The organism is Pseudomonas sp. LAP_36 (genome assembly GCF_019456785.1).
Taxonomy (GTDB): domain Bacteria; phylum Pseudomonadota; class Gammaproteobacteria; order Pseudomonadales; family Pseudomonadaceae; genus Aquipseudomonas; species Aquipseudomonas tritici.
In genome coordinates this window covers 142412-162162 of record NZ_JAHZMS010000002.1, presented here as the reverse complement: position 1 = coordinate 162162, position 19751 = coordinate 142412, and the positions used below count along the sequence as shown (strand labels likewise).

The 19751-nt window shown below is 59.3% G+C and carries 16 protein-coding genes; 4 read left to right on the top strand and 12 right to left on the bottom strand.

Features of this window, described 5'->3' with window-relative positions; all coding sequences use genetic code 11:
- Positions 1-128: 128 nt before the first annotated feature.
- Both JBO08_RS06280 and JBO08_RS06275 read right to left on the bottom strand, forming a co-directional pair.
- Positions 129-1232, bottom strand: a complete 1104-nt coding sequence (locus JBO08_RS06280; protein WP_065873144.1) for a P1 family peptidase — start codon at positions 1230-1232, stop codon at positions 129-131.
- A gap of 9 nt (positions 1233-1241) precedes the next feature.
- On the bottom strand, positions 1242-2606 hold the full coding sequence (locus JBO08_RS06275; protein WP_065873145.1) for an APC family permease: 1365 nt from the start codon (positions 2604-2606) through the stop codon (positions 1242-1244).
- 199 nt (positions 2607-2805) lie between these two features.
- On the opposite strand from JBO08_RS06275, the gene JBO08_RS06270 reads away from it, so the two are divergent.
- Positions 2806-3591 (top strand): helix-turn-helix transcriptional regulator, encoded by a 786-nt coding sequence (locus JBO08_RS06270; protein ID WP_065873146.1) that lies wholly within the window; start codon positions 2806-2808, stop codon positions 3589-3591.
- A 115-nt stretch (positions 3592-3706) separates the two neighbouring features.
- Here JBO08_RS06270 and JBO08_RS06265 read toward each other — a convergent pair whose 3' ends face one another.
- From JBO08_RS06265 to JBO08_RS06245, 5 genes are all read right to left on the bottom strand, one after another.
- Positions 3707-4165: an REP-associated tyrosine transposase gene (locus tag JBO08_RS06265; protein WP_065873147.1), complete on the bottom strand. Its 459-nt coding sequence runs from the start codon at positions 4163-4165 to the stop codon at positions 3707-3709.
- 90 nt (positions 4166-4255) lie between these two features.
- Complete coding sequence (locus JBO08_RS06260; protein WP_065873148.1) at positions 4256-5335, bottom strand: polyamine ABC transporter substrate-binding protein; 1080 nt, start codon at positions 5333-5335, stop codon at positions 4256-4258.
- 60 nt (positions 5336-5395) lie between these two features.
- On the bottom strand, positions 5396-5737 hold the full coding sequence (locus JBO08_RS06255) for a cupin domain-containing protein (RefSeq protein WP_065873149.1): 342 nt from the start codon (positions 5735-5737) through the stop codon (positions 5396-5398).
- A 26-nt stretch (positions 5738-5763) separates the two neighbouring features.
- Complete coding sequence (locus tag JBO08_RS06250) at positions 5764-7170, bottom strand: FAD-binding oxidoreductase (protein ID WP_065880482.1); 1407 nt, start codon at positions 7168-7170, stop codon at positions 5764-5766.
- A 49-nt stretch (positions 7171-7219) separates the two neighbouring features.
- Positions 7220-8029: an AraC family transcriptional regulator gene (locus JBO08_RS06245; protein WP_065873151.1), complete on the bottom strand. Its 810-nt coding sequence runs from the start codon at positions 8027-8029 to the stop codon at positions 7220-7222.
- Positions 8030-8286: 257 nt separating this feature from the next.
- Here JBO08_RS06245 and JBO08_RS06240 point away from each other — a divergent pair, with 257 nt between their 5' ends.
- Positions 8287-8559, top strand: coding sequence for a DUF1652 domain-containing protein (locus JBO08_RS06240; RefSeq protein WP_049708382.1), 273 nt, complete (start codon positions 8287-8289; stop codon positions 8557-8559).
- 69 nt (positions 8560-8628) lie between these two features.
- Here the strand turns inward: JBO08_RS06240 and JBO08_RS06235 are convergent, their stop codons facing one another.
- Positions 8629-11076: a UvrD-helicase domain-containing protein gene (locus tag JBO08_RS06235; RefSeq protein ID WP_220074297.1), complete on the bottom strand. Its 2448-nt coding sequence runs from the start codon at positions 11074-11076 to the stop codon at positions 8629-8631.
- Between the two features lie 219 nt (positions 11077-11295).
- On the opposite strand from JBO08_RS06235, the gene JBO08_RS06230 reads away from it, so the two are divergent.
- A complete protein-coding gene (locus tag JBO08_RS06230; protein ID WP_065945984.1) occupies positions 11296-11991 on the top strand; it encodes a pirin family protein in 696 nt (231 codons plus the stop codon).
- A gap of 109 nt (positions 11992-12100) precedes the next feature.
- On the opposite strand, the gene pgm is transcribed toward JBO08_RS06230, so the two are convergent.
- From pgm to JBO08_RS06210, 4 genes are all read right to left on the bottom strand, one after another.
- On the bottom strand, positions 12101-13744 hold the full coding sequence (gene pgm / locus JBO08_RS06225; RefSeq protein WP_065880479.1) for a phosphoglucomutase (alpha-D-glucose-1,6-bisphosphate-dependent): 1644 nt from the start codon (positions 13742-13744) through the stop codon (positions 12101-12103).
- A 105-nt stretch (positions 13745-13849) separates the two neighbouring features.
- Positions 13850-15256, bottom strand: coding sequence for a PLP-dependent aminotransferase family protein (locus tag JBO08_RS06220; protein WP_065891010.1), 1407 nt, complete (start codon positions 15254-15256; stop codon positions 13850-13852).
- Positions 15253-16677: a hypothetical protein gene (locus JBO08_RS06215; protein WP_220074298.1), complete on the bottom strand. Its 1425-nt coding sequence runs from the start codon at positions 16675-16677 to the stop codon at positions 15253-15255. The genes JBO08_RS06220 and JBO08_RS06215 overlap by 4 nt, the downstream gene beginning before the upstream one ends.
- Positions 16678-17382: 705 nt before the next feature.
- Positions 17383-18405 (bottom strand): zinc-dependent alcohol dehydrogenase family protein, encoded by a 1023-nt coding sequence (locus JBO08_RS06210; RefSeq protein WP_049708388.1) that lies wholly within the window; start codon positions 18403-18405, stop codon positions 17383-17385.
- Positions 18406-18652: 247 nt separating this feature from the next.
- Here JBO08_RS06210 and JBO08_RS06205 point away from each other — a divergent pair, with 247 nt between their 5' ends.
- Positions 18653-19567, top strand: coding sequence for a LysR family transcriptional regulator (locus JBO08_RS06205; RefSeq protein ID WP_065873157.1), 915 nt, complete (start codon positions 18653-18655; stop codon positions 19565-19567).
- The last annotated feature ends 184 nt before the right edge of the window (positions 19568-19751 follow it).

Genomic DNA, 19751 nt, shown 5'->3' with positions numbered 1-19751 from the left:
ATATTAAATAGCGCTAACGCCGCGCAAGTTGAGCGGCGCTGTTAATTAATGGATCCACCATATTGCCAGGGTGTCATTGGCAACATTAAACAGCCATTACTTGCATTAATAACTGCGCTTGCCCCCTATTACCGGGACATACTCCACCCTGTCTCGCGTAGTACTGCCAGCAATGTATCGCCACTCAGGCCAGGCACCCGGACACCGTCATCAGTGACCATGTCCTCGCCGGCCAGGATCGCATTGACGATCGCCTCTTCCACCGCCTCTGCCGCCGCGCTGAACAGCGGCGAAATGTGGTCGTTGTTGACCATCTGCAGCGTGCTGCTGAACGGCAGGCCTTTGCGCCCGTAATCCGCCGCTGGCAAATCCCGGTTACCCGTGGAAAACGCCAGGAACAGGTCACCGCTGGAATCCTCGGTGCCGCCGCCGGTACGCGCAATGCCGATGGATGCGCGCTGCGCCAGTCGCTGGCATTGATGCGGCAACAGCGGCGCGTCGGTGGCCAGGATCACCACGATCGAGCCCATGCCCGGTGTGCCTTGCTGGGCAAACGGCGAGGAAATCTCCATTAGCTGGCGCCCCACCGGGTAGCCATCTACCCGCAGTTCCTGGCGTTTGCCATGGTTGGCCTGCACCAGCACGCCGACGGTCCAACCGCCCTGCTCCGCCGACAAACGTCGCGAGGCCGTGCCGATGCCGCCCTTGAATTCATGGCAGATCATTCCGGTGCCGCCGCCAACTGCACCTTCCTGCACTGGGCCGGTTTCGGCGTTGTCCACGGCTTCACGCACGTGCTCAGGGCCGACGTGCTGGCCCCAGATATCGTTGAGCAAGCCGTCATAGGTTTCCATTACTACCGGCATGCACCAGTACACCGCCGGGTCTGCCAGGCGCTCGCGCTCCAGGGCAATCAGGCTGTCGCGCACAATGCCAATGCTGTGGGTGTTGGTGATGGCCAGCGGCGTGGTCAACAGCCCCGCTTCGCTGATCCACTCAAGGCCAGTGGCATCACCATTGCCATTGAGCACGTGGTACCCGGCAAAGCACGGTTGCTGCCGTGCCTCCCCGGCGCGCGGCTGAATCACGCTGACGCCGGTACGCACGTGCTTGCCGTCGATACGCGTGTTGAGCGTGCTGTGGCCGACCCGAACCCCGGGCACATCGGTGATCGCGTTCCACTCACCGGGCGTGCCCAGCCCCAACGTGATGCCCAATTGACGTGCGCGCATAACCACTCCTTACAATTTCTGGAAGACCGGACTCGACCGGCCACTGATGCAATACAGAATCACCGACAGCGCCAGCAAGCCGATGATGATCATGATGTCGCGGATCGAGGCTGCCGCCACCAGGGTGACCAACAGATAGCCCGCACCCAGCACCGCGAGCAACGCCGGCAGCGGCCACAGCGGCATGCGATAAGGATGCTCGCGATCACGCAGCAGCACGCGGCTCGTCAACGCACTCAACGCCACCACCAGGTACACCAGCATGATCAGCAACACGCTGAAGGAGGTCAGGTCGGCCAGGTTGGAGCTGAAACTCAGCAGCGCCGACGGGATCGCCAGGAACAGCGTAGCCAACCAGGGCGAATCCCAGCGTGGGTGAATGCGCGTAAAGAGCTTGTTGATGCCTGGCGTCCACAGCGCATCGCGCCCGCTGCTAAACACCACGCGGCCGATCTGGATCACGATGGCGACAATCGCGTTGAACACCGACAGGAAGATCCCGGCGCTGACCAGGCGCGACAAGGTTTCATTGCCATGGCTGGTCAACAGGTAGCCGATGGGGTCTGGGCTGCTGATCATCTCACTGAGCGACGGCGCACCGATCAACAGTGCAGTGATTGGCACCAACTCGATGATCACCACCAGCCCCAGGGACCACAGCACCGCCTTGTGCACGCCCTTGCCGCCGCACTTCATGTCCTCGGCCAACAACACCGCCGGGCCGTAACCGTTGTAGGAAAACAGGCCGATGCCCACCGCGCCAATCACCAGGGCCCAGGGCGCCATGTGCAACACGCCGTTTTCGACGATTTGCGGCTGGAACAGCACGCTGGCCGGCTGTACGGGGTTACCGAAGCCAATCACCACGATCACCAGCAACGCCGCGATTTCCAACAGCAGGCAGGTGCCGGTGATCCAGGCATTCAGCTTGATATTGAGGATGCCCAGCGCGTAACTGCACACCACGATCACCAGGGCGACGGTTTGGGAATCGAACGTCGTACCCAGAGCGTTATTCAGGTAAGTCGCCGCGCCCGTGGCGAGCACCGGCGGGATAAACAGCAACATCACCAGCACGGTCAAGAACGTCGCATAGCCCGCCATGCCACCGAACACACGCTTGGCGTACACATATTCACCTCCAGCACTGTTGTGGGCGCGGCCCAGTTCGGCGTAGCAAAAGGCGAACATCAGCGCGAGCAACCCGGCCATCACAAACGCCAGGAACACGCCACTGCCGGCTTGCTGGATGGCAAAGGGCGCGATCACAAACACGGAACTGGCCGGGGTCACCGCAGATACGGTGATGGCGACCACATCGAAGACACTCAAGGTGGGTTTCAACACGCCGTCGGGCGCGGGGGAAGTGCTCATATCGTTATCCTCTGTCGTTGTTCTTGGTGTGAGGCAGAAACGAAAAATGATGTTTTTTCGGGATATCTTTCCCGTTGAATGATCACGAACATAAACATTGCGCTTATGTCAGCCAATTCCCCTATTGGCGTACTCCCCTTGACGACACCCGGCAAAAGCCGAACCCTTGGCCGATCTTTTGCTGGTGGGAGCCATTGATATGAGCCTGTTCCGGGAAGTCGGCATGCACGCAGGCCTGGGCCGCACTGTCGCGCACATCGGCACCGAACGCTTTTGGAAACAACTGGTGCTGTTGTTGCACCAGTGCCTGCCCTTCGATAACGCCCTGGCGATCTTCTATCCGCTGGATGGCGCACCCCAGGCCCTGGAGGAATACGACGCCCAGCCCAGCAGCAAACCGGCGTCGATGCTGGTGTACCTCAATGGTTTGTATCTGCTCGACCCGTTTTTCCAGGCCTGTCGCGAGGGGTATGCCAGCGGCGTGTACCGCCTGGAGGAAGTGGCGCCGGATCATTTTCGCCAGAGCGAATACTTCCTCAATTACTTCCACGACAACGTGCTGGAAGACGAGGTGCAGTTCATCCTGCAATTGCCGGGCGCGGGGACGTTATCGCTGTCGCTGGGCATGCAGCGGCCCTTCAGTTTTGAGGAAACCGGGCTGATGACGACAGTAGCGGCGTGGGTATTGCCGTTGATGCAACAGCACTGGCAACAAAGCAACCGGCGGGCGCCGGCGATGGACAGCCAGATCAAGGATGCATTGAGCCAATTTGGCTGCGGCGTGCTGTCAGACCGCGAACTGGAAATCGCCCGCCTGGTGCTGCGCGGGTTTTCCTCCAAGGCCATGGCCGAACGCCTGAAGATATCGCCGGACACGGTGAAGGTGCACCGTCGGCATTTGTACGCCAAGCTGGATATCTCGTCACAACCGGAGCTGTTTTCGTTGTTTATCCAGTCGTTGGGGCATGATTTGGAAAACCCTTAGCTGTCAGTGAGATCGGCGGTGCGGCCGACGCAGCCTCGCTTGCGCTCGACAGCTGCTACGACTACGGCCGAGCCCCGTAGCAGCTGTCGAGCGCAAGCGAGGCTGCGTGAGGCCATCACAGCCACCAAACATCCCAAAGCGGATAATCATGAACGCGTTTCACCAATCCCGCGCGAATCGGATTACACACCACGTAACGCGCAAAGTCTTTCAAGTCTTCCTCACGCCGAACGCCACGATCATGATAGCCCTTCTGCCATAGCCGACCTTTGCGGCCTAAGGCACGGTTAACCGTCAAACTGCTGCGCGATTTAATTCGGCACATGAGTTCCGACAACGTCTTGTCCTGAAGCTGAACAAGCCAATGAATATGGTCTGGCATCACTACAAATGCCAACGAATCCACCCACTCATCTTCATGTGCCTCGCGCAGTTGCCGTACCACTAGGCGCCCCAACCACCAATCATCGAAGATGGGCTCTCGCCGGTCCACCACGGCTGTCAGCAGGTACACGCCACCCTCCGCTGAAGCTCTGCCTAGGCGCAAACGTCCAGACCTGTTTGATATGAGCATTCCTTGCTCCCTGTTCAATCAAAGGAGTCAAGGAAGCTACAGGCAAAAACGACTTAACAGCGAACCCAAGGCGCGACCAAATATTACCAATCAGCGCCCGGTACGAATGGTGTTCCACACCCGCGTACGCACCCGGTCGATATTCAACGGCATCGCCTCCAGCGCAAACAACTTGCCCATCATGTCCGGGCTCGGGTACACCTTGGTATCCGCCTTGATCGCCGGGTCTACCAGGCTGTCTGCCGCGCTGTTGCCATTGGCGTAATGCACATAGTTGGTGATGCTGGCCATCACTTCCGGGCGCAGCAGGTAGTTCATGAACGCGTAACCGGCTTTTTCGTTCGGGGCATCGGCGGGCATGGCGACCATGTCGAACCAGATCGCGGCGCCTTCCTTTGGAATGTTGTAGCCGATATTCACGCCGTTCTTGGCTTCCTTGGCACGGCTTTCCGCCTGCAGGATGTCGCCGGAGAAGCCGACCGCCACGCAGATATCGCCGTTGGCCAGGTCGGCGGTGTATTTCGAGGAGTGGAAGTACGCCACATAAGGTCGCACTTTCATCAGCAGCGCTTCAGCCTTCTTGTAGTCTTCGGCTTTCTTGCTGTGGTGCGGCAAGCCCAAGTAATTGAGCGCGGCCGGCAACAGCTCCGGGCCGTTATCCAGAATCGCCACCCCGCATTTCTGCAGCTTGGCCATGTTTTCCGGCTTGAAGATCAAGTCCCAGGAATCGACCGGCGCGTTGTCGCCCAGCACGGCCTTGACCTTGTCGATGTTGTAGCCAATACCGGTGCTGCCCCATAGGTAAGGAAAGCCATGGGCGTTGCCCGGGTCGTTGTTTTCCACAGCCTTGAGCAACACCGGGTTAAGGTTTTTCCAGTTGGGCAACTGACTCTTGTCGAGCTTCTTCAACGCGCCGCCCTGGATCTGCCGGGCCATGAAGTGGTTGGACGGGAACACCACGTCGTAGCCGGATTTACCGGTCATCAACTTGCCGTCGAGGGTTTCGTTGCTGTCGTACACGTCGTAAGTGAAACCGATGCCGGTTTCTTTCTGGAAGTTCTTGGTGGTGTCCGGCGCGATGTAGTCCGACCAGTTGTAGATTTTCACCGTCTCGGCGGCCTGGCTGATAGAGGCCACCAACATCAAGGGCAACAGGGCAATGGCTTTCATGGTTCGATTTCCTGGCGGTTTTAGGGCTGTTGTTATGGCAGGCGATCAAGGATCAAAGCGTTACAGGATCAATACATAGGTCTTGCGCACGGTTTTCTGGATATCCCAGATGCCCGTGCTGTTGGCCGGCAACATCAGTGCATCACCAGCTTGTATGTGGACGATTTCACCGTTATCAGGGGTGAAGGTGCAGCGGCCCTGGATGAAGTGGCAAAACTCCTGGGATTTGATCTGTCGACGCCACACGCCTGGGGTGCATTCCCAGATGCCGGTTTCGACGCCATCGCTGCGCTCAACGCTCAGGGTCGAGGCCACGGCGATGGGCTCGCCCAAGGGCACGGCCACCGGTGACGAGTCCGGCAAGTGGGCGTTCAGCGTGTCTTTGAATTGAGTGATGCTCATGGGTTTTCCCGTGTGAGTGAAACGACTTAGTGCATGAAACCTTCCATGAACCCGGCCACGCCGGTGGCCAGCTTGCGGCGCCAAGGGGCGGTATTGGGGTTGGCCAGCACCTGGTCTTCATGGACGAAACTGCGAATGATCGCGTTATAACCCAACCAGCGGCAGGGCTCGGGCTCCCAGGGCTTGAGCGCATCCAGGCCGCGTTCGCGGATCACCCAGGGTTGGTGGACTAACGGAGTGTCCCGGCCCAGGATCAGGTCGGCCAACGTGCGGCCACCCAGGTTGGTAGCGCCGACGCCCTCCCCGCCATAACCGCCAGACAGCGCGATGCCGGTCTTGGGGTCACAGAGCATGTGCGGACGGAAGTTGCGCGACATACCCAGGTTGCCGCCCCAGGAATGGGTAATCCTTACGTTCTTGAGCTGTGGGAAAAGCTCACCGAACAGATAGCGACGCAGCTCCACTTCGCTGTCGGTCAAATCAAAGTCATGCCGCAGTTTGCCGGCGAATTGATAACCGCCCCGCGCGCCGAACACCAAGCGGTTATCCGCCGTGCGCTGTCCGTAGGTGACTTGGCGGCTGCTTTCGCCAAAGGCTTGGCCATGGCGCAGGCCGATTTCGTCCCAGGTACTGGCCGGCAACGGTTCAGTGGCGACGATCAGGCTTTGCACCGGCAATTGGTAACGGCCCAGTGGCGGCAAGGTCGTGGCATAACCTTCTACCGCTGGCACCACCCAGGCCGCCCGAACAGCCGCCTTGGCGGTGCGCAGGCTGCCGGACTGCCAGTGAGTGACCGGGCTGTTTTCGTAGATCGTCACGCCCATGCTTTCAACCACCCGCGCCAGGCCGCGCACCAGCTTCGCGGGGTTGATGGTCGCGACGTGAGGTGCATAGATACCGCCATAGGGCTTGGCGATGCGGATTTGCTCGGCCAGTTGTTGCGGGCTGAGCCAGCGGTAGTCGGCTTCGGTCAGGCCCTGGGCGTGAAGTTTGTCCAGGTAACGGCGCAGGCTGCCTTCCTGCTCGGGGTAACGCGCAGCGCAGTACAGGGCGCCGCCCTTGCGGTAGTCGCAGTCGATACCTTCACGCGCCAGCACCTGGGCCACTTCATCCGGGATGGCGTGTAACAGGTCAAAGGAGGCACGGCGCTGTTCGGGATCGAGGCCGGCCAACAAACGGTCTTCACCCAGCAGGTTGCCCATCAGCCAACCGCCATTGCGACCGGAGGCGCCGAACCCAGCGGTTTGCGCCTCGATGATAGCGATGTTCAGCTCGGGCGCCTGGCGTTTCAGGTAATACGCGGTCCACAGCCCGGTGTAACCGGCGCCGATAATGGCCACGTTGACGTCCAGGTCATGCGCCAGCGCCGGCCGCGCTTGCAGCGGGTCGTCCAACTGGTCCATCCATAAGCTGATAGTGCGCCATGCCGGCATGCCAGGTTCCCCTACCTCGTTTCGATAGGGTGGATCCTAGAGCGCGCTGTCAGGGGCTGTCTTGCGCGCGTGCACGCAGGGAAATTTGTTTGACGTAGGCTTTGGGCGACTGGCCCGTGTGCTGGCGGAACGCGCTGTAGAACGCCGACAGTGAGTTGAAACCGGCGGCAAATGCCAGGTCGTCGACCTTGATCGGCGGTACGGCCTTATCCAGCGCGGCCAGCAAATGCTGGAGCCTGGCCTGGTTGACGTAGCGGTAGAAGCTCTGCCCCAGCACTTGGTTCAGCAGGTAGGAAATCTGATTGCGGCTGTAGCCACACTCCTTGGCAACCCGTTGCAGGTCCAGCTCCGGGTCCAGGTAGGGTTGCTTGCGCTCAAAATAGTGCTGCAGGTCATTGGCCATGTGCCCCAATTGCTGCGGCGACAGGCCCAGACGGCTGACCGACGGCCGCGCGGCTTGGGCCGGCTGCTCATGCACCAGGGACGCGTACTCGTTAACCCGCCAGATCAATCCATCCCGTACGGTGATGGCCTCGCTGGTGCGAAACGACACCAGCCCCTGGCCGCCACGCAGGGTGATGCGGTACTGGATGAACGCGGTGTCACCCTCGGCGCGAATGCGGTCGGTATGCTCAATCGCCTCGTCAGCCTCGCGGGGCATGCTGGCTTGCAGGTATTCGCGTAATTCAGCGAAACCGACGACACGGTTCTGGAAAAAATCGTGGTACTGGATGTCCGGGTGGTAGTAGGACATCACGCCCTCCAGATCCCGATGGCGCCAACACAGGTGGTGGCGCGTCACCAGTTCACGTGTGACCTGGGATTGCTGGGTGTCATCGTCAGCAGCGATGTCAGGCATGGCAGGCTCGGCGGCGGGTAAACCGTGGAGAGTGCCGAATTTCGCTGGGGCCTTCAATGGTCAATTGGAACTTCTGACTAGTGGCCTTTCGCCTACTTTCAAGCAGGACATGACCCACATCAACCGAATGGAAAACAACTGCCGAACGGGACCAAAAAAGTCACCTTGCGATTGCGAACGAATGCTATTTTTAGTGCTTCGACGCCATGACCAGTGAAGGTCCTGGCCCCCCTGCCACGAGCTAAAGGAAGCGCTCAATGAACAAGGTGGGCAATATGAACAAAGTGACGTTCCCCAACGCCTGCCAGCTGATGCGCTGGCATTTTCATCCGATGGGCTTTGAGGGCAGCATGGACGCGCCCGGCAGCATGATCGTCCGCCTGTTCGACCGCGCCAGCGGCGAGACGCTGATTGCCATCGCCGGAATCCCTTGTGCAACGGTGATGAATGCGGCGGATGTGGAGCGGATTATTGAAGCGGTGGAGGATGAGCTGGAGTCGTTTGTGCCGCCGCAGTCATTGCGGGCCTGACCCACCTCTATCGGACATTGAATTACCCATGTGGGAGCGGGCTTGCTCCCACATTTAGTCCGGTGTGTCTCAGCTGCGTTGATCGTCAAAAAACGCTTTCTTGCCATCCACCCGCTCCGATGCCTTCGGCATATTCACCGCCTGTGCTTCGGGCTTTTCCACATACCAATAGCAGTGGCTCACCGCCCGGGTAATGCCCACGTAGGCCAAGCGCAGCACCTCGTCTTTTTGCGCATTGTCATACGGCTCACTATCACCGTCCTTACCCAGGCCCGCCATGCGGTACACCTGGTTCTTGTAAGGCGAGCTCGTGACATGCTGGCAATCACCAAGCAGAAATACCGCATCAGCCTGCAAGCCTTTGGCACTGTGATAGGTCAGTTGCTTTAACCTGCGCATCGGCGGCGGCAAGCTAGAATCCACATTAATTACAGACTGAATATGCTCTTGAATCAACAGCTTATCGCTACTTTTTCGATACAGCATCAACACTGACTCACCCTTCTGGTAGTGCTCCAGCAACAGCCGCCCCAATGCCGCGTCGTCCCGTTCCAGCACCTTGACCGGCACCAACGCCTTGGGCGCGCCACTGGCCTTGGCCTTCTTGCCGGGGATCGCCGGCGCGGCACGCACAATATGCTCGGCCGCGTCGATGATGTGTTGATGACTGCGGTAGTTCTCGCCCAGCATCACGCGGGTGGTGGCCGGTGAAGGGAATTCGTTGTTGAACGCCATAAAGTATTTTGGCGAACTCCCGCGCCAACCGTAGATTGACTGCCAATCATCCCCCACGCACAGCAGCGATGAACGCTGGGCGCCACGCCCGACGTGCATGGCCGGGCCACGGCTGCGGATCTCGCGCAGGCTGGCGCGGATCCACGAGACAATTTGCGGCGAAACGTCCTGGAACTCATCGATCATCAAATGCGACAAGGGCCGCAACAGCGTGTCGCTGAGCAGCTTGAGGTTTTCCGGCGTATTTTCGCCAAACAGCGAGAACATGCGGTTGTAGGTCATGATCGGTGGCGACTGGTCCAGCAGGTGATCTTCCAGGGCTTTCCAGAAGATGCTCAGGGCTTCGAAGAAAAAGCGGTCCGGGTCATCCTTGGCGAAGCTCATCTTCCCAACCGCAGTCGGTACGTCCAGGCCAAGGTTCTCGATAAACCCGGCAGCCATCACGAAACTGTCCAGCAACGGCGCCGAAGCCAATTCACCTTTAACCTTGTAATCAAAACCTGGCCCTGCCGTGGCATCACCGGCCAAGCTGCTTAAAAGACGCCTTGATGATTCATAACTATCAAGCCATATCAAAGGCTTACGGCAGAAAGCTTGAAAAAGGGTGCGCTTTACGGCCCATTCTGCGCGTAGCGACAGCTTTGCGTTGGGCCGGCTGATCTGGGCGTTTTCCCGTGAATCAAAGCCCAGCACCACCCAGGCGTCCAGCTCGCGGATATAGCCATGGCAGTGAAATTGCGCGCCGTTAATCTCCACAGGCTGCCGATTGGGCTCAATGCCTTTGATCGGCCAGGCGCCCGCACGGAACCACAGGTCCTCGATCGCATCGCAGAGTTCTTCATCGCGCTTGGCCGCCAACTCGGTCACGGCCATGCGCTTTTGCACATCCGGATGATCCCGCTCCAACGCTTTGAGCTGCAGCCCGTGGCGCGCGAGTGGCGCAATCAGCTCACGAAAACGCGCGTGCTGCCCGTGCAGCCGGTGATAGCAGGCATTCATCTGCTGGCGCTGGGCTTCGTTGATACGCAGGTCGAAGGGGTTGCCGTCAGCGTCTTCAACGCCCGAGTTCAGGTTCTCGAACGCTTGCAGGCGCTCAAAGCCCGGCAAGCTGCGCACCATCGGCAGGATGCGCGAGTGAAAGGTGCGCACCACGGCCTGAGCTTCTTTCATACCAAGGGGTTGGCCCCACAGGCTAAGAATTTCCATGAGCTTGTTGATGAAGTCTTTGCGTGACTCGCGGGTGAAGGTCACCACCGTCATTGAGCTCAGCTCAAAGCCTAGGTAATAGGTGAGCAGCAAAATACGCAGTACCAAGGAGGTGGATTTGCCGGCACCGGCACCGGCAATCACCGAGGTAGACGGTGTATCGCTGAAAATCATCTTCCATTGCGCGGCGCTGGGCTGGGCGTGAGCCGGCAGCAATCGCGCAACATCCGCTTTGATGCGCTTTTTCAACTCGGCGGTGAGTGGCAGGCGCCAATCATCAAACAGAGTGTCATCAACTCCCGGCGCACGGTGCTCGTCCGGGCGGAAGTCGCGAATCAGCAGCACTTGCCGACCTTCCTCAAGGCCGTCAGCCTTGCCCTCGCGATAGCCATATTCCACACCCGCTTCATGCCCGCTGCGAAAACCGTCGGCCTGACCGTGCAGCCATGAAAACCGGTGCTGGGCGCGCAGGCGAGTCAGACCATGGCCAAACAGGCGCGCGGCCAGGCGCTTCAACCAAGGCATTTCAGCCAGAGGGCGCAGTTCGGGGGGCAAATCAGGCGGTTGTTGCGACACGCGGACTCCTGCGGTGAACAAGGTGTTTACATAGGGCCCCATGGTCGCCGGAATCGACGTTCAGTTCCAGCCAATTGCTTTGCAGTCATGCAGTTAGGCGATGAACTGAAAGTCAAAACGCCACTAACCAATCAAGTAAATAGATAGGAATCAGGCATTTTTTACGCTTTTTATCGATCATGGGCTGCAGGATCATAAGCGCATCCACAGGAGACGATCATGCTTGAACTTCGACCTTTCACTTCCTTGGGCGGCGCCCACCACGGCTGGCTTGACGCTCATCACCACTTTTCATTTGCCGAGTACCACGACCCCAACCGCATGCACTGGGGCAACCTGCGCGTTTGGAACGACGACATCATCGCGCCGGGGACCGGGTTCCCGCAGCACCCACACCGCGATATGGAAATCATCACCTATGTGCGTGAAGGTGCGATCAGCCATGCCGACAACCTCGGCAACAAAGGCCGCACCGAAGCGGGAGATGTACAGGTCATGAGTGCAGGCACCGGGATCGCTCACAGCGAGTACAACCTGGAAGATACGCCGACCCAGATTTTCCAGATCTGGATTATCCCGAATGAAGCCGGATTGCCGCCTTCCTGGGGAGCCAAGCCGTTTCCGAAAGATGATCGCGAAGGATTTGTAACACTGGCCAGTGGCAAGGCAGGCGATAGCGAAAGCCTGCGGATCCGGGCGGATGCGCGGCTGGTTGCGGCAAATCTGAAGGCTGGGGAAAGTGCTGAGTACCGGCTGGACAGCGGTCGACGGGCTTATCTGGTGCCTGCGACCGGCGTGATTGAAGTCAATGGCTTGCGTGCGCAAGCTCGAGACGGCATTGCGGTAGAGGATGAGCAGGTGTTGCGGGTGACTGCGATTGAAGACAGCGAAATTGTCTTGGTCGACCTGGCCTGACGCTGTCCCAATAGCGGGCTTGCTCGCGAATGCGGAGTGTCAGTCGCCAATGTGCTGACTGATCTACCGCATTCGCGAGCAAGCCCGCTCCCACACTGGTTTTGGGGTGTTACTGAGAAATGGCGCCGTCTACCAACACCTGCGCTTCTTCCACCAATTGCTTGAGGTGATCTTCGCCAATAAAGCTCTCGGCGTAGATCTTGTAAATGTCCTCAGTACCCGATGGCCGTGCAGCAAACCAGCCGTTTTCGGTCATCACCTTCAAGCCGCCGATCGCCTGGTTGTTACCCGGTGCGTGGCTAAGGATCTGCTGGATGCTTTCCCCGGCCAATTCAGTGGACGTCACTTGGTCCGGTGACAGCTTGCCGAGCAAGGCTTTCTGCGCCGGCGTGGCCTTGGCATCCACGCGAATCGCAAATGGCTCGCCCAGGGCGTCGGTCAGGCCGCGGTAGATCTGGCTTGGGTCCTGGCCTTTGCGCGAGGTCATCTCCGCTGCCAGCAGCGCCGGGATCAAACCGTCTTTGTCAGTGCTCCATACGCTGCCATCCTTGCGCAGGAACGAGGCGCCGGCGCTTTCTTCGCCGCCAAAGCCCAACGAACCGTCGAACAGTCCATCGGCAAACCACTTGAAGCCGACCGGCACTTCGTACAGGCGACGGCCAATACGTCCAGCCACGCGATCAATCAGGCCGCTGCTGACTACGGTCTTGCCCACGGCGGCGTCAGCGCGCCAGTCAGGACGGTTCTGGAACAGGTAATCGATGGACACTGCCAGGTAATTGTTCGGTGCCAACAGGCCACCGGACGGCGTGACGATGCCGTGGCGGTCGTGGTCCGGGTCGCAGGCGAAGGCCACGTCAAAGCGATCCTTGAGACCGATCAGGCCCTGCATCGCGTAGCTGGAGGACGGGTCCATGCGGATCTGACCGTCCCAGTCAACGCTCATGAAGCGGAACGTCGAGTCGACTTCCGTGTTCACCACGTCCAGGTTCAGGCGGTAGTGCTCGGCAATCGCCGACCAGTAGCGCACCCCTGCTCCGCCCAGCGGGTCCACACCCAGGCGCAGATCGACGCTGCGGATGGCGTCCATGTCGATCACATTGACCAGGTCAGCCACATAGCTGTTGAGGTAATCATGGCGATGGGTGGTGTCGGCCTTGAGCGCCTGTGCATGGGTGATGCGCTTGACCCCGGCCAGTTTGTTGGCCAACAGTTCATTGGCCTTGGCTTCGATCCACTTGGTGACGTGCGTATCTGCCGGGCCGCCGTTGGGTGGGTTGTACTTATAGCCGCCACTCTGCGGCGGGTTGTGCGACGGCGTGATGACAATGCCGTCGGCCAGGCCGCTGGTGCGGCCACGGTTGTAGCAGATGATCGCGTGGGAAATTGCCGGGGTCGGCGTGTACTCATCGCCTTCGGCCAGCATCACGTGCACGCCATTGGCAGCCAGCACTTCCAGCGCGCTGGCACCGGCGGGCGTGGACAGCGCGTGGGTGTCGAGGCCGACAAACAGTGGACCGTTGATGCCCTGGGCTTCACGATACAGGCAGATGGCTTGGCTGATGGCGAGCACATGCCATTCGTTGAAGCTCAATTCGAATGAGCTGCCCCGGTGCCCGGAGGTACCAAAAGCCACACGTTGGGTGGAGATTGCTGCATCAGGCTGGCCGGTGTAATAGGCCGTGACCAGTCGCGGGATATCCACCAGCAACTGGGCTGGCGCCGGCTTGCCCGCAAAAGGACTGATTGTCATGCATAAACCTCGGAAAGAAGAATTTGGAAAAAATGGCAGTTTACTGAGAGTTGGACTGCTGCGCGACGTTATCGATCCTACAACAGTAAGAGAAACTTCACGCGATCATCCGGTCTGCGCCTGATGCAGTGCTTCGCTTATAGCAGCCAGGGCGATATCCAGGTCGGGTTGCCCGTGAAAGGCGTAGCTCAGGCGCAGGTTCTGTTGATGCAGGCCACTGACACTAAACAGCTCGCCGGGTGCAATCACTATCTGCTGGGCGAGCAGGCGCTGGAACACCTGGCGCATATCCACGGGCTTTGTGGCGCCCAACCAAAACGTCGCCCCGGCAGTCGGCGCGCGGTAGGCCACTTGGTCCCCCAGATGCTGATCCAGGCGGTGACGCATTTCCTCTGCCTGCTGGCGTAACTGCAGGTGCAGTGTGCGCAGGTGCTGGTCGATGCGCCCGCTTTGATAAAGGCGGGCAATCGCTCGCTGGCGAATCGACGACAACCGAAAGGAACGCAGCAGGAACTGGCGCTGCAATTCACTGCTCATGCGCCGAGACAGCAGATAACCATAAGGGGCTTCCGACCCAAGGACTTTCTCGAAAGAGGAAAACACCATCAGTCGCTCGGGGTTCACCAGTTCGCGCAAGGCTGCCTGCGGTTCTGTGAACCCCAATTCGCCATAGGTGTCGTTTTCCAATAGCCAGCAACCGTACTGATCGAGCATTTGCGCAACGGCCAGGCGGTCCTGGGTCGGCATAGCCACACCTGCCGGCAGGCTGACGGCCGACGACAGCAACACCAGGTGCACCGGCTCATCGCACAACAATTGGTCAAGAGTCACCAGGTCCAGGCGCCCCTGCAGCGTCCAGGGCAACTCGATAATACGTACCCCGGCATCTTGGAGCAGGCGCAAGACCAGCCAGTCGCAGGGTGATTCCACAATTACCGTCGTCCCCCTCAGGCCCAAGACTTCGACAAGGATGTCCAGCACACCGCGCAGGTCGGCGCCGATGTAGACGTCATCGGCATGCCAACAGCGAGTGGGCGAAGAGGTATAACGCGCCGCCAGCGCTGCGCGCAGTTCCCAGACACCGCAGGGCTGGGCCCAGGGTTGCAGATGTTGCGGGTAGTGGCGCACCAACTCCCGCTCCAGGCGCAACAGGTTGCTATCCAGTGACACCAGCAACGCAGGTTCATCGCCACTGAGCACCACCATGCCCGGGCGGCGCGCCGCTGCGTAAAGCCGATCGAGCAGGTCGCCAGCCGCCCACGCCAGCGGGTTTGCCGACATAGGCCAGGCGTAATAGCCCGACTTGGCCACCGAATAGACCCTGCCCTCCTTCTCAAGCAGCGAGTACGCGTACTGGACCGTCGAGATCGACACGTTCAGCCGCCCCGCCAATTGCCGAAGGGACGGCAGCTTTACCCGCGCGTCAGTACTGACGTCGTTGATCAGGTTGATCATGTAGCGGTAAACCGCCTGATACGCGAAATCCGCCCGCCGTTCGCCGCGCAGTATCATTGCCCGGACAATTGACAGGCCTGCGCGCTGTCATGGGCCGTGGCACCCGCACTGCGCAATTTGCCGCCCGCATTGACCAACGGACGTTTGCGATAGAGCTGCTGCAGCAAGGGCATTGGCAAGCCGCTGGTGTCAGTGATCCATTGTTGCAACATCTCAGCGGACGGCTTGCCCTGCAGGACCTTGTGCAGCTCGGGCAAAGCAACCAGCATGCCCGGATGGCACTGGCGCAAATAGCCTTCCAGGCGTTCACCATGATGGATAAACGGCGAGAACAGCAGGCAAATCAATTGAGTCTCGTCCAGACCGAAGAACTGCTGGGCGTGGGTGCTCGCCTGGCTGCGCCCTTCACGGGTCCCCGCCTGCGTGAGTAACTCTTCGGGCATGTGCATGCGCCTCAAAAAGTGTCCTGCCTGTTGGATAAAGCCTTGCACCCCTTCTTCATAGTCCATATCTCGCAGGCATTGAGCCTGCAACCCGCGCAGATGGGCCATCAGCAGCGGGATGGAATAGCTTGGATGGCTGAAATGAAACCCCAGTGGATCAGGGGCAAAGGCCATGAACTCGGTGAGCATGGGCGAGGATGAGAGGTCTACGTTGTCCAGCAAATCGGCAACGCCGATGTAGGACAGGTTACGGTGGCCGGTCTTGCTGGGGTTGTCACTGGCGACATAATGCTCCCCGTATGCATCACGGTAATAACCGGTACTCCATTCATCCATACGTGCGAACAGCGCGGTAAGCGACGACGGCCAGGCCTCAGGCATCGCCATCCCAGCGCCCACAGCCGTGTTCTTGAGCCAGGCAATAAACTGACTCTGCTTGCGCGGGGAGTCCCCGCTGACCAGTGCGTGTACCCCGCCATTCCAAGAGGTAACGCGCTGGTAAAAATCCCCCAACGCCAGGTAAGTGTCACTGCACACCGTGGCGCGGCAGTCACCGGAACTCAGATGGCCGACAATCAACCTGTTGCGCTGGCTGCTTTCTCGCCCAACGACAGAGGCGGGTCGCAGGTGGTTGAAGGGCAATACTTCCTCACGATCCACCATCAGTAGATCAACCCGTGGATCATCGTGCAGAAACAGGCGGCCATAGCCTTGATTGAGGCTGTCGAGCCTGCCCTCGGTCATGCCAGCATGCCGCAGCGTCGCAACCCGCAAGTGAAAGGTATGCGGGGCGCGGCCAGCGATCTTCAACTGCGCGGCACGCAACAACGCCAAGGTGTAGCTGCTCACTTCGCCACCACCATGCGCCACCAGCACCTTGTAACCTCCCACTTGCTCCATGCCGCCGGCTGCCACGACGATTCGCTGGACCAGCAATTGGAGTGCCGTGCGTTCTGCGCGAGTAAAGTGCCCGATCAAACGCTGCAGAACTTGCTGGTAAACATAGTTCATAGCCTGTTCGTGGATAGTGCTCATCGTTTTACTACCTGAGTTGAAATATTAGTTTCAAGCAACTGCTGACAGTGTTTGCTCGACCGATTGCGCATGTAAGAAATTCGCGCAGAGCCTTGTGCGCCGATGACTAGACACTATCACCGCGCAACACAACGACACGAATGTCCAAGGGCAAAGCCAAAAGCCCTGCAAGCGCGCAAACCTCTGGATCTATTGGTCCAAAACAAATCCGATCACAGTCCTAGGAACTTTCCGACAAACTCTTACACACCGTTAACCGACTATTAAAAGAAGTGTCCGACACGCGCACCCACCAACTTTCCCACTCATGGGCACGAAACTTTTCATGAGCGCACCTATTTCCTTCAGGCCACGCGAACGCCGCGACATTAGTTTCAGATGCTCGCAACAGTAGTGTCAGATATTCAATCATTGCTCAGTCCTTGAGATGAAAGTGAAGACGCAATTATCAATGCTGGAATAATGATTAATAGATACAGAACCCTGGCGAAAACCAGTGCAGATGAGCAACGGCCAGCGCATAAATCACGCGCGCACAAAGACGCCGCACTGGAATTCAGGGCGGCGTCAGCGAAAAAGTCAGGATTCAGGGGTTAAAGTGCCAGCCAGGCACCTGAAGCGGGGTACAGTTTAAGCCCTGTCAAATGGCGCATTTGCCCCATGCGCCAGGTGCCAGGAAGACTCGTTTGAGAACCTTCCTACGTACTAAACAGCCTCAACCTGCAACGCAACACGCTCGCGGCACGGGCATTCGTCCATATATCGGTGCGCTTCCACGAACTGATTGAACGGAAACACGGTGGTTTTCAACGGCACCAGCACGCGGTCAGCTGTCAGTTGGTTGATATCGCGCAACGCCCGTTGCAAGGCTACGTGGTCCTGAATGATGCCCAGCTCCGGTTTGCCAGTGAAGTTACCGATGCAGTGCACAAAAAACTGAATGTTCTTCTGGAACGCCGCACACGCCGGGAAGGGCGTCTGGTTACCGCCCTGCAAGCCATACAGCACCAGGCTGCCACGCGGTGCCAGTACGTCACCGAGCAAGGACATCTGCGGGCCACCCAAACCGTCGAACACCACGTCGACACCGCGGTTGTCGGTGAACTTGTTGATTTGCATCAGCAGGTCTTGCTCTTCGGTGACGATGACCTTTTCCGCACCGAGCGACAGCAGATACTCACGCTCCGCGCTGTCCTTGGTGGCGGCAATCACCCGCACACCCAGGGCCTTGCCCAGCTGTACAAAGGACGGACCGGCGCAGTGGCTGGCGTCAGTCACCAGGGCAAATTGCCCGGGCTTGACCCGTGCCAAGTCCACGTAAGCGAAGTAGGCGATCAACAGCGGCGTGTAATGCACGCTCGCTTCAATAGGGCTCAAGACATCCGGGTACCGGGTCAGGGCAGAACGGGGCAGGACGATCTGCTCGCCATACACCGGGTAGTCATTGGGGCTCTCGGCCGGAAAACTGGCCACTTTATCGCCCACTGCCAAGTCATCCACGCCATCGCCTACGGCGACGACCACCCCGGCCATTTCATGACCAAGACCGGACGGTAATCTTGCATGGGAAGACGCCAGGTTCTGGCGCCACAAAATGTCATACCAGCTGATGCCAATCGCTTCGACACGCACCTGCACTTCGCCCGGTGCGGGCTGCGCGGCTGCATGCTCTTCGCATTTGAGCACCTCGGCCGGACCAAACTTGTGAAAACGGATCGTGCGGGACATCGCAAACCTCGTCAAAGTAACCTCTAATGCCATGAACTTTATCTGGGCTTTACGGGTAAGACCACCGGTCGCCATTAATAGTCGACATGTCTGTCATTGATTCCGCGTCTGAGGAATAGACCTCAGCTCTTGTAAGAAAACTCAATTTTCCTGTGCAGAGTAACAGCCTTTCCCCGTAAGATTCGTGCTGGCCATTGTTGTTATATGCCCGCTCTCGTCAAGTCAGCTGACTCTTCCAGGACACAAGATGAACCGTAACGACCTGCGTCGTGTCGACCTTAACCTCTTGATCGTATTCGAAACCTTGATGCATGAGCGCAGTGTGACCCGCGCCGCCGAGAAACTGTTCCTCGGCCAGCCAGCCATCAGCGCGGCGTTGTCACGCCTGCGCGGGCTGTTTGATGACCCGTTGTTCGTGCGCACCGGCCGCAGCATGGAACCGTCGGCCCGGGCGGTAGAAATCTTCGCCCTGCTCTCCCCGGCGCTGGACTCGATTTCCACCGCGGTCAGCCGCGCCGCTGAATTCGACCCGGCCACCAGCACCGCGGTATTCCGCATCGGCCTGTCCGACGACGTCGAGTTCGCCCTGCTGCCCCAACTGCTCAAACGCCTGCGCGCCGAGTCACCCGGTATCGTGCTGGTCGTGCGTCGCGTCAATTACATCCTGATGCCCGGCCTGCTGGCCTCCGGCGAAATCTCCATCGGTGTCAGCTACACCGCGGACTTGCCGGCCAACGCCAAGCGCAAAGTGCTGCGCCGCAGCCTGCCAAAACTGCTGCGCGCCGACAGCGTGCCGGGCTCGCTGAGCCTGGACGACTTCTGCGCCCGCCCCCACGCGCTGGTGTCATTTGCCGGCGACTTGAGCGGGTTCATTGATGAAGAACTGGAAAAACTCGACCGCAAACGCCACGTGGTATTGGCCGTACCGCAATTCAACGGCCTGGGCACCTTGCTCGCGGGCACGGACATCCTCGCGACCGTGCCGGACTACGCGGCCGAGGCGTTGACCTCGGCGGGTGGGTTGCGTGCGGAAGATCCGCCATTGCCCGTGCGCAGCTTTGAGTTGCATATGGCGTGGCGTGGATCACAGGATAATGACCCGGGCGAGCGCTGGTTGCGGTCGCGGATTCAGATGTTTTTTGGGGACCCTGAGAGTCTCTAGCCGCCGCCGGATAGGCTGTTCGGCTGATCATTTCTGCCTTTCCACAAACCATGGAGCTCCATTCACTTCCAGTGGATTGCTACATTGGGGGCATATTTGAGGGCATGCTTTGGATGGTTTGAAAAGGATGCCCCCAGTCTAAGGCTAAGCAGGCTATTGATGAGGGTAGCTCCGACCGGACTCT

Bases quoted from the DNA above. Each gene is read 5' to 3' on its own strand.
- JBO08_RS06280 (WP_065873144.1), bottom strand. From the start codon at position 1,232: ATGCGCGCACGTCAATTGGGCATCACGTTGGGGCTGGGCACGCCCGGT.
- JBO08_RS06275 (WP_065873145.1), bottom strand. From the start codon at position 2,606: ATGAGCACTTCCCCCGCGCCCGACGGCGTGTTGAAACCCACCTTGAGT.
- JBO08_RS06270 (WP_065873146.1), top strand. From the start codon at position 2,806: ATGAGCCTGTTCCGGGAAGTCGGCATGCACGCAGGCCTGGGCCGCACT.
- JBO08_RS06265 (WP_065873147.1), bottom strand. From the start codon at position 4,165: ATGCTCATATCAAACAGGTCTGGACGTTTGCGCCTAGGCAGAGCTTCA.
- JBO08_RS06260 (WP_065873148.1), bottom strand. From the start codon at position 5,335: ATGAAAGCCATTGCCCTGTTGCCCTTGATGTTGGTGGCCTCTATCAGC.
- JBO08_RS06255 (WP_065873149.1), bottom strand. From the start codon at position 5,737: ATGAGCATCACTCAATTCAAAGACACGCTGAACGCCCACTTGCCGGAC.
- JBO08_RS06250 (WP_065880482.1), bottom strand. From the start codon at position 7,170: ATGCCGGCATGGCGCACTATCAGCTTATGGATGGACCAGTTGGACGAC.
- JBO08_RS06245 (WP_065873151.1), bottom strand. From the start codon at position 8,029: ATGCCTGACATCGCTGCTGACGATGACACCCAGCAATCCCAGGTCACA.
- JBO08_RS06240 (WP_049708382.1), top strand. From the start codon at position 8,287: ATGAACAAGGTGGGCAATATGAACAAAGTGACGTTCCCCAACGCCTGC.
- JBO08_RS06230 (WP_065945984.1), top strand. From the start codon at position 11,296: ATGCTTGAACTTCGACCTTTCACTTCCTTGGGCGGCGCCCACCACGGC.
- pgm (WP_065880479.1), bottom strand. From the start codon at position 13,744: ATGACAATCAGTCCTTTTGCGGGCAAGCCGGCGCCAGCCCAGTTGCTG.
- JBO08_RS06220 (WP_065891010.1), bottom strand. From the start codon at position 15,256: ATGATACTGCGCGGCGAACGGCGGGCGGATTTCGCGTATCAGGCGGTT.
- JBO08_RS06215 (WP_220074298.1), bottom strand. From the start codon at position 16,677: ATGAGCACTATCCACGAACAGGCTATGAACTATGTTTACCAGCAAGTT.
- JBO08_RS06210 (WP_049708388.1), bottom strand. From the start codon at position 18,405: ATGTCCCGCACGATCCGTTTTCACAAGTTTGGTCCGGCCGAGGTGCTC.
- JBO08_RS06205 (WP_065873157.1), top strand. From the start codon at position 18,653: ATGAACCGTAACGACCTGCGTCGTGTCGACCTTAACCTCTTGATCGTA.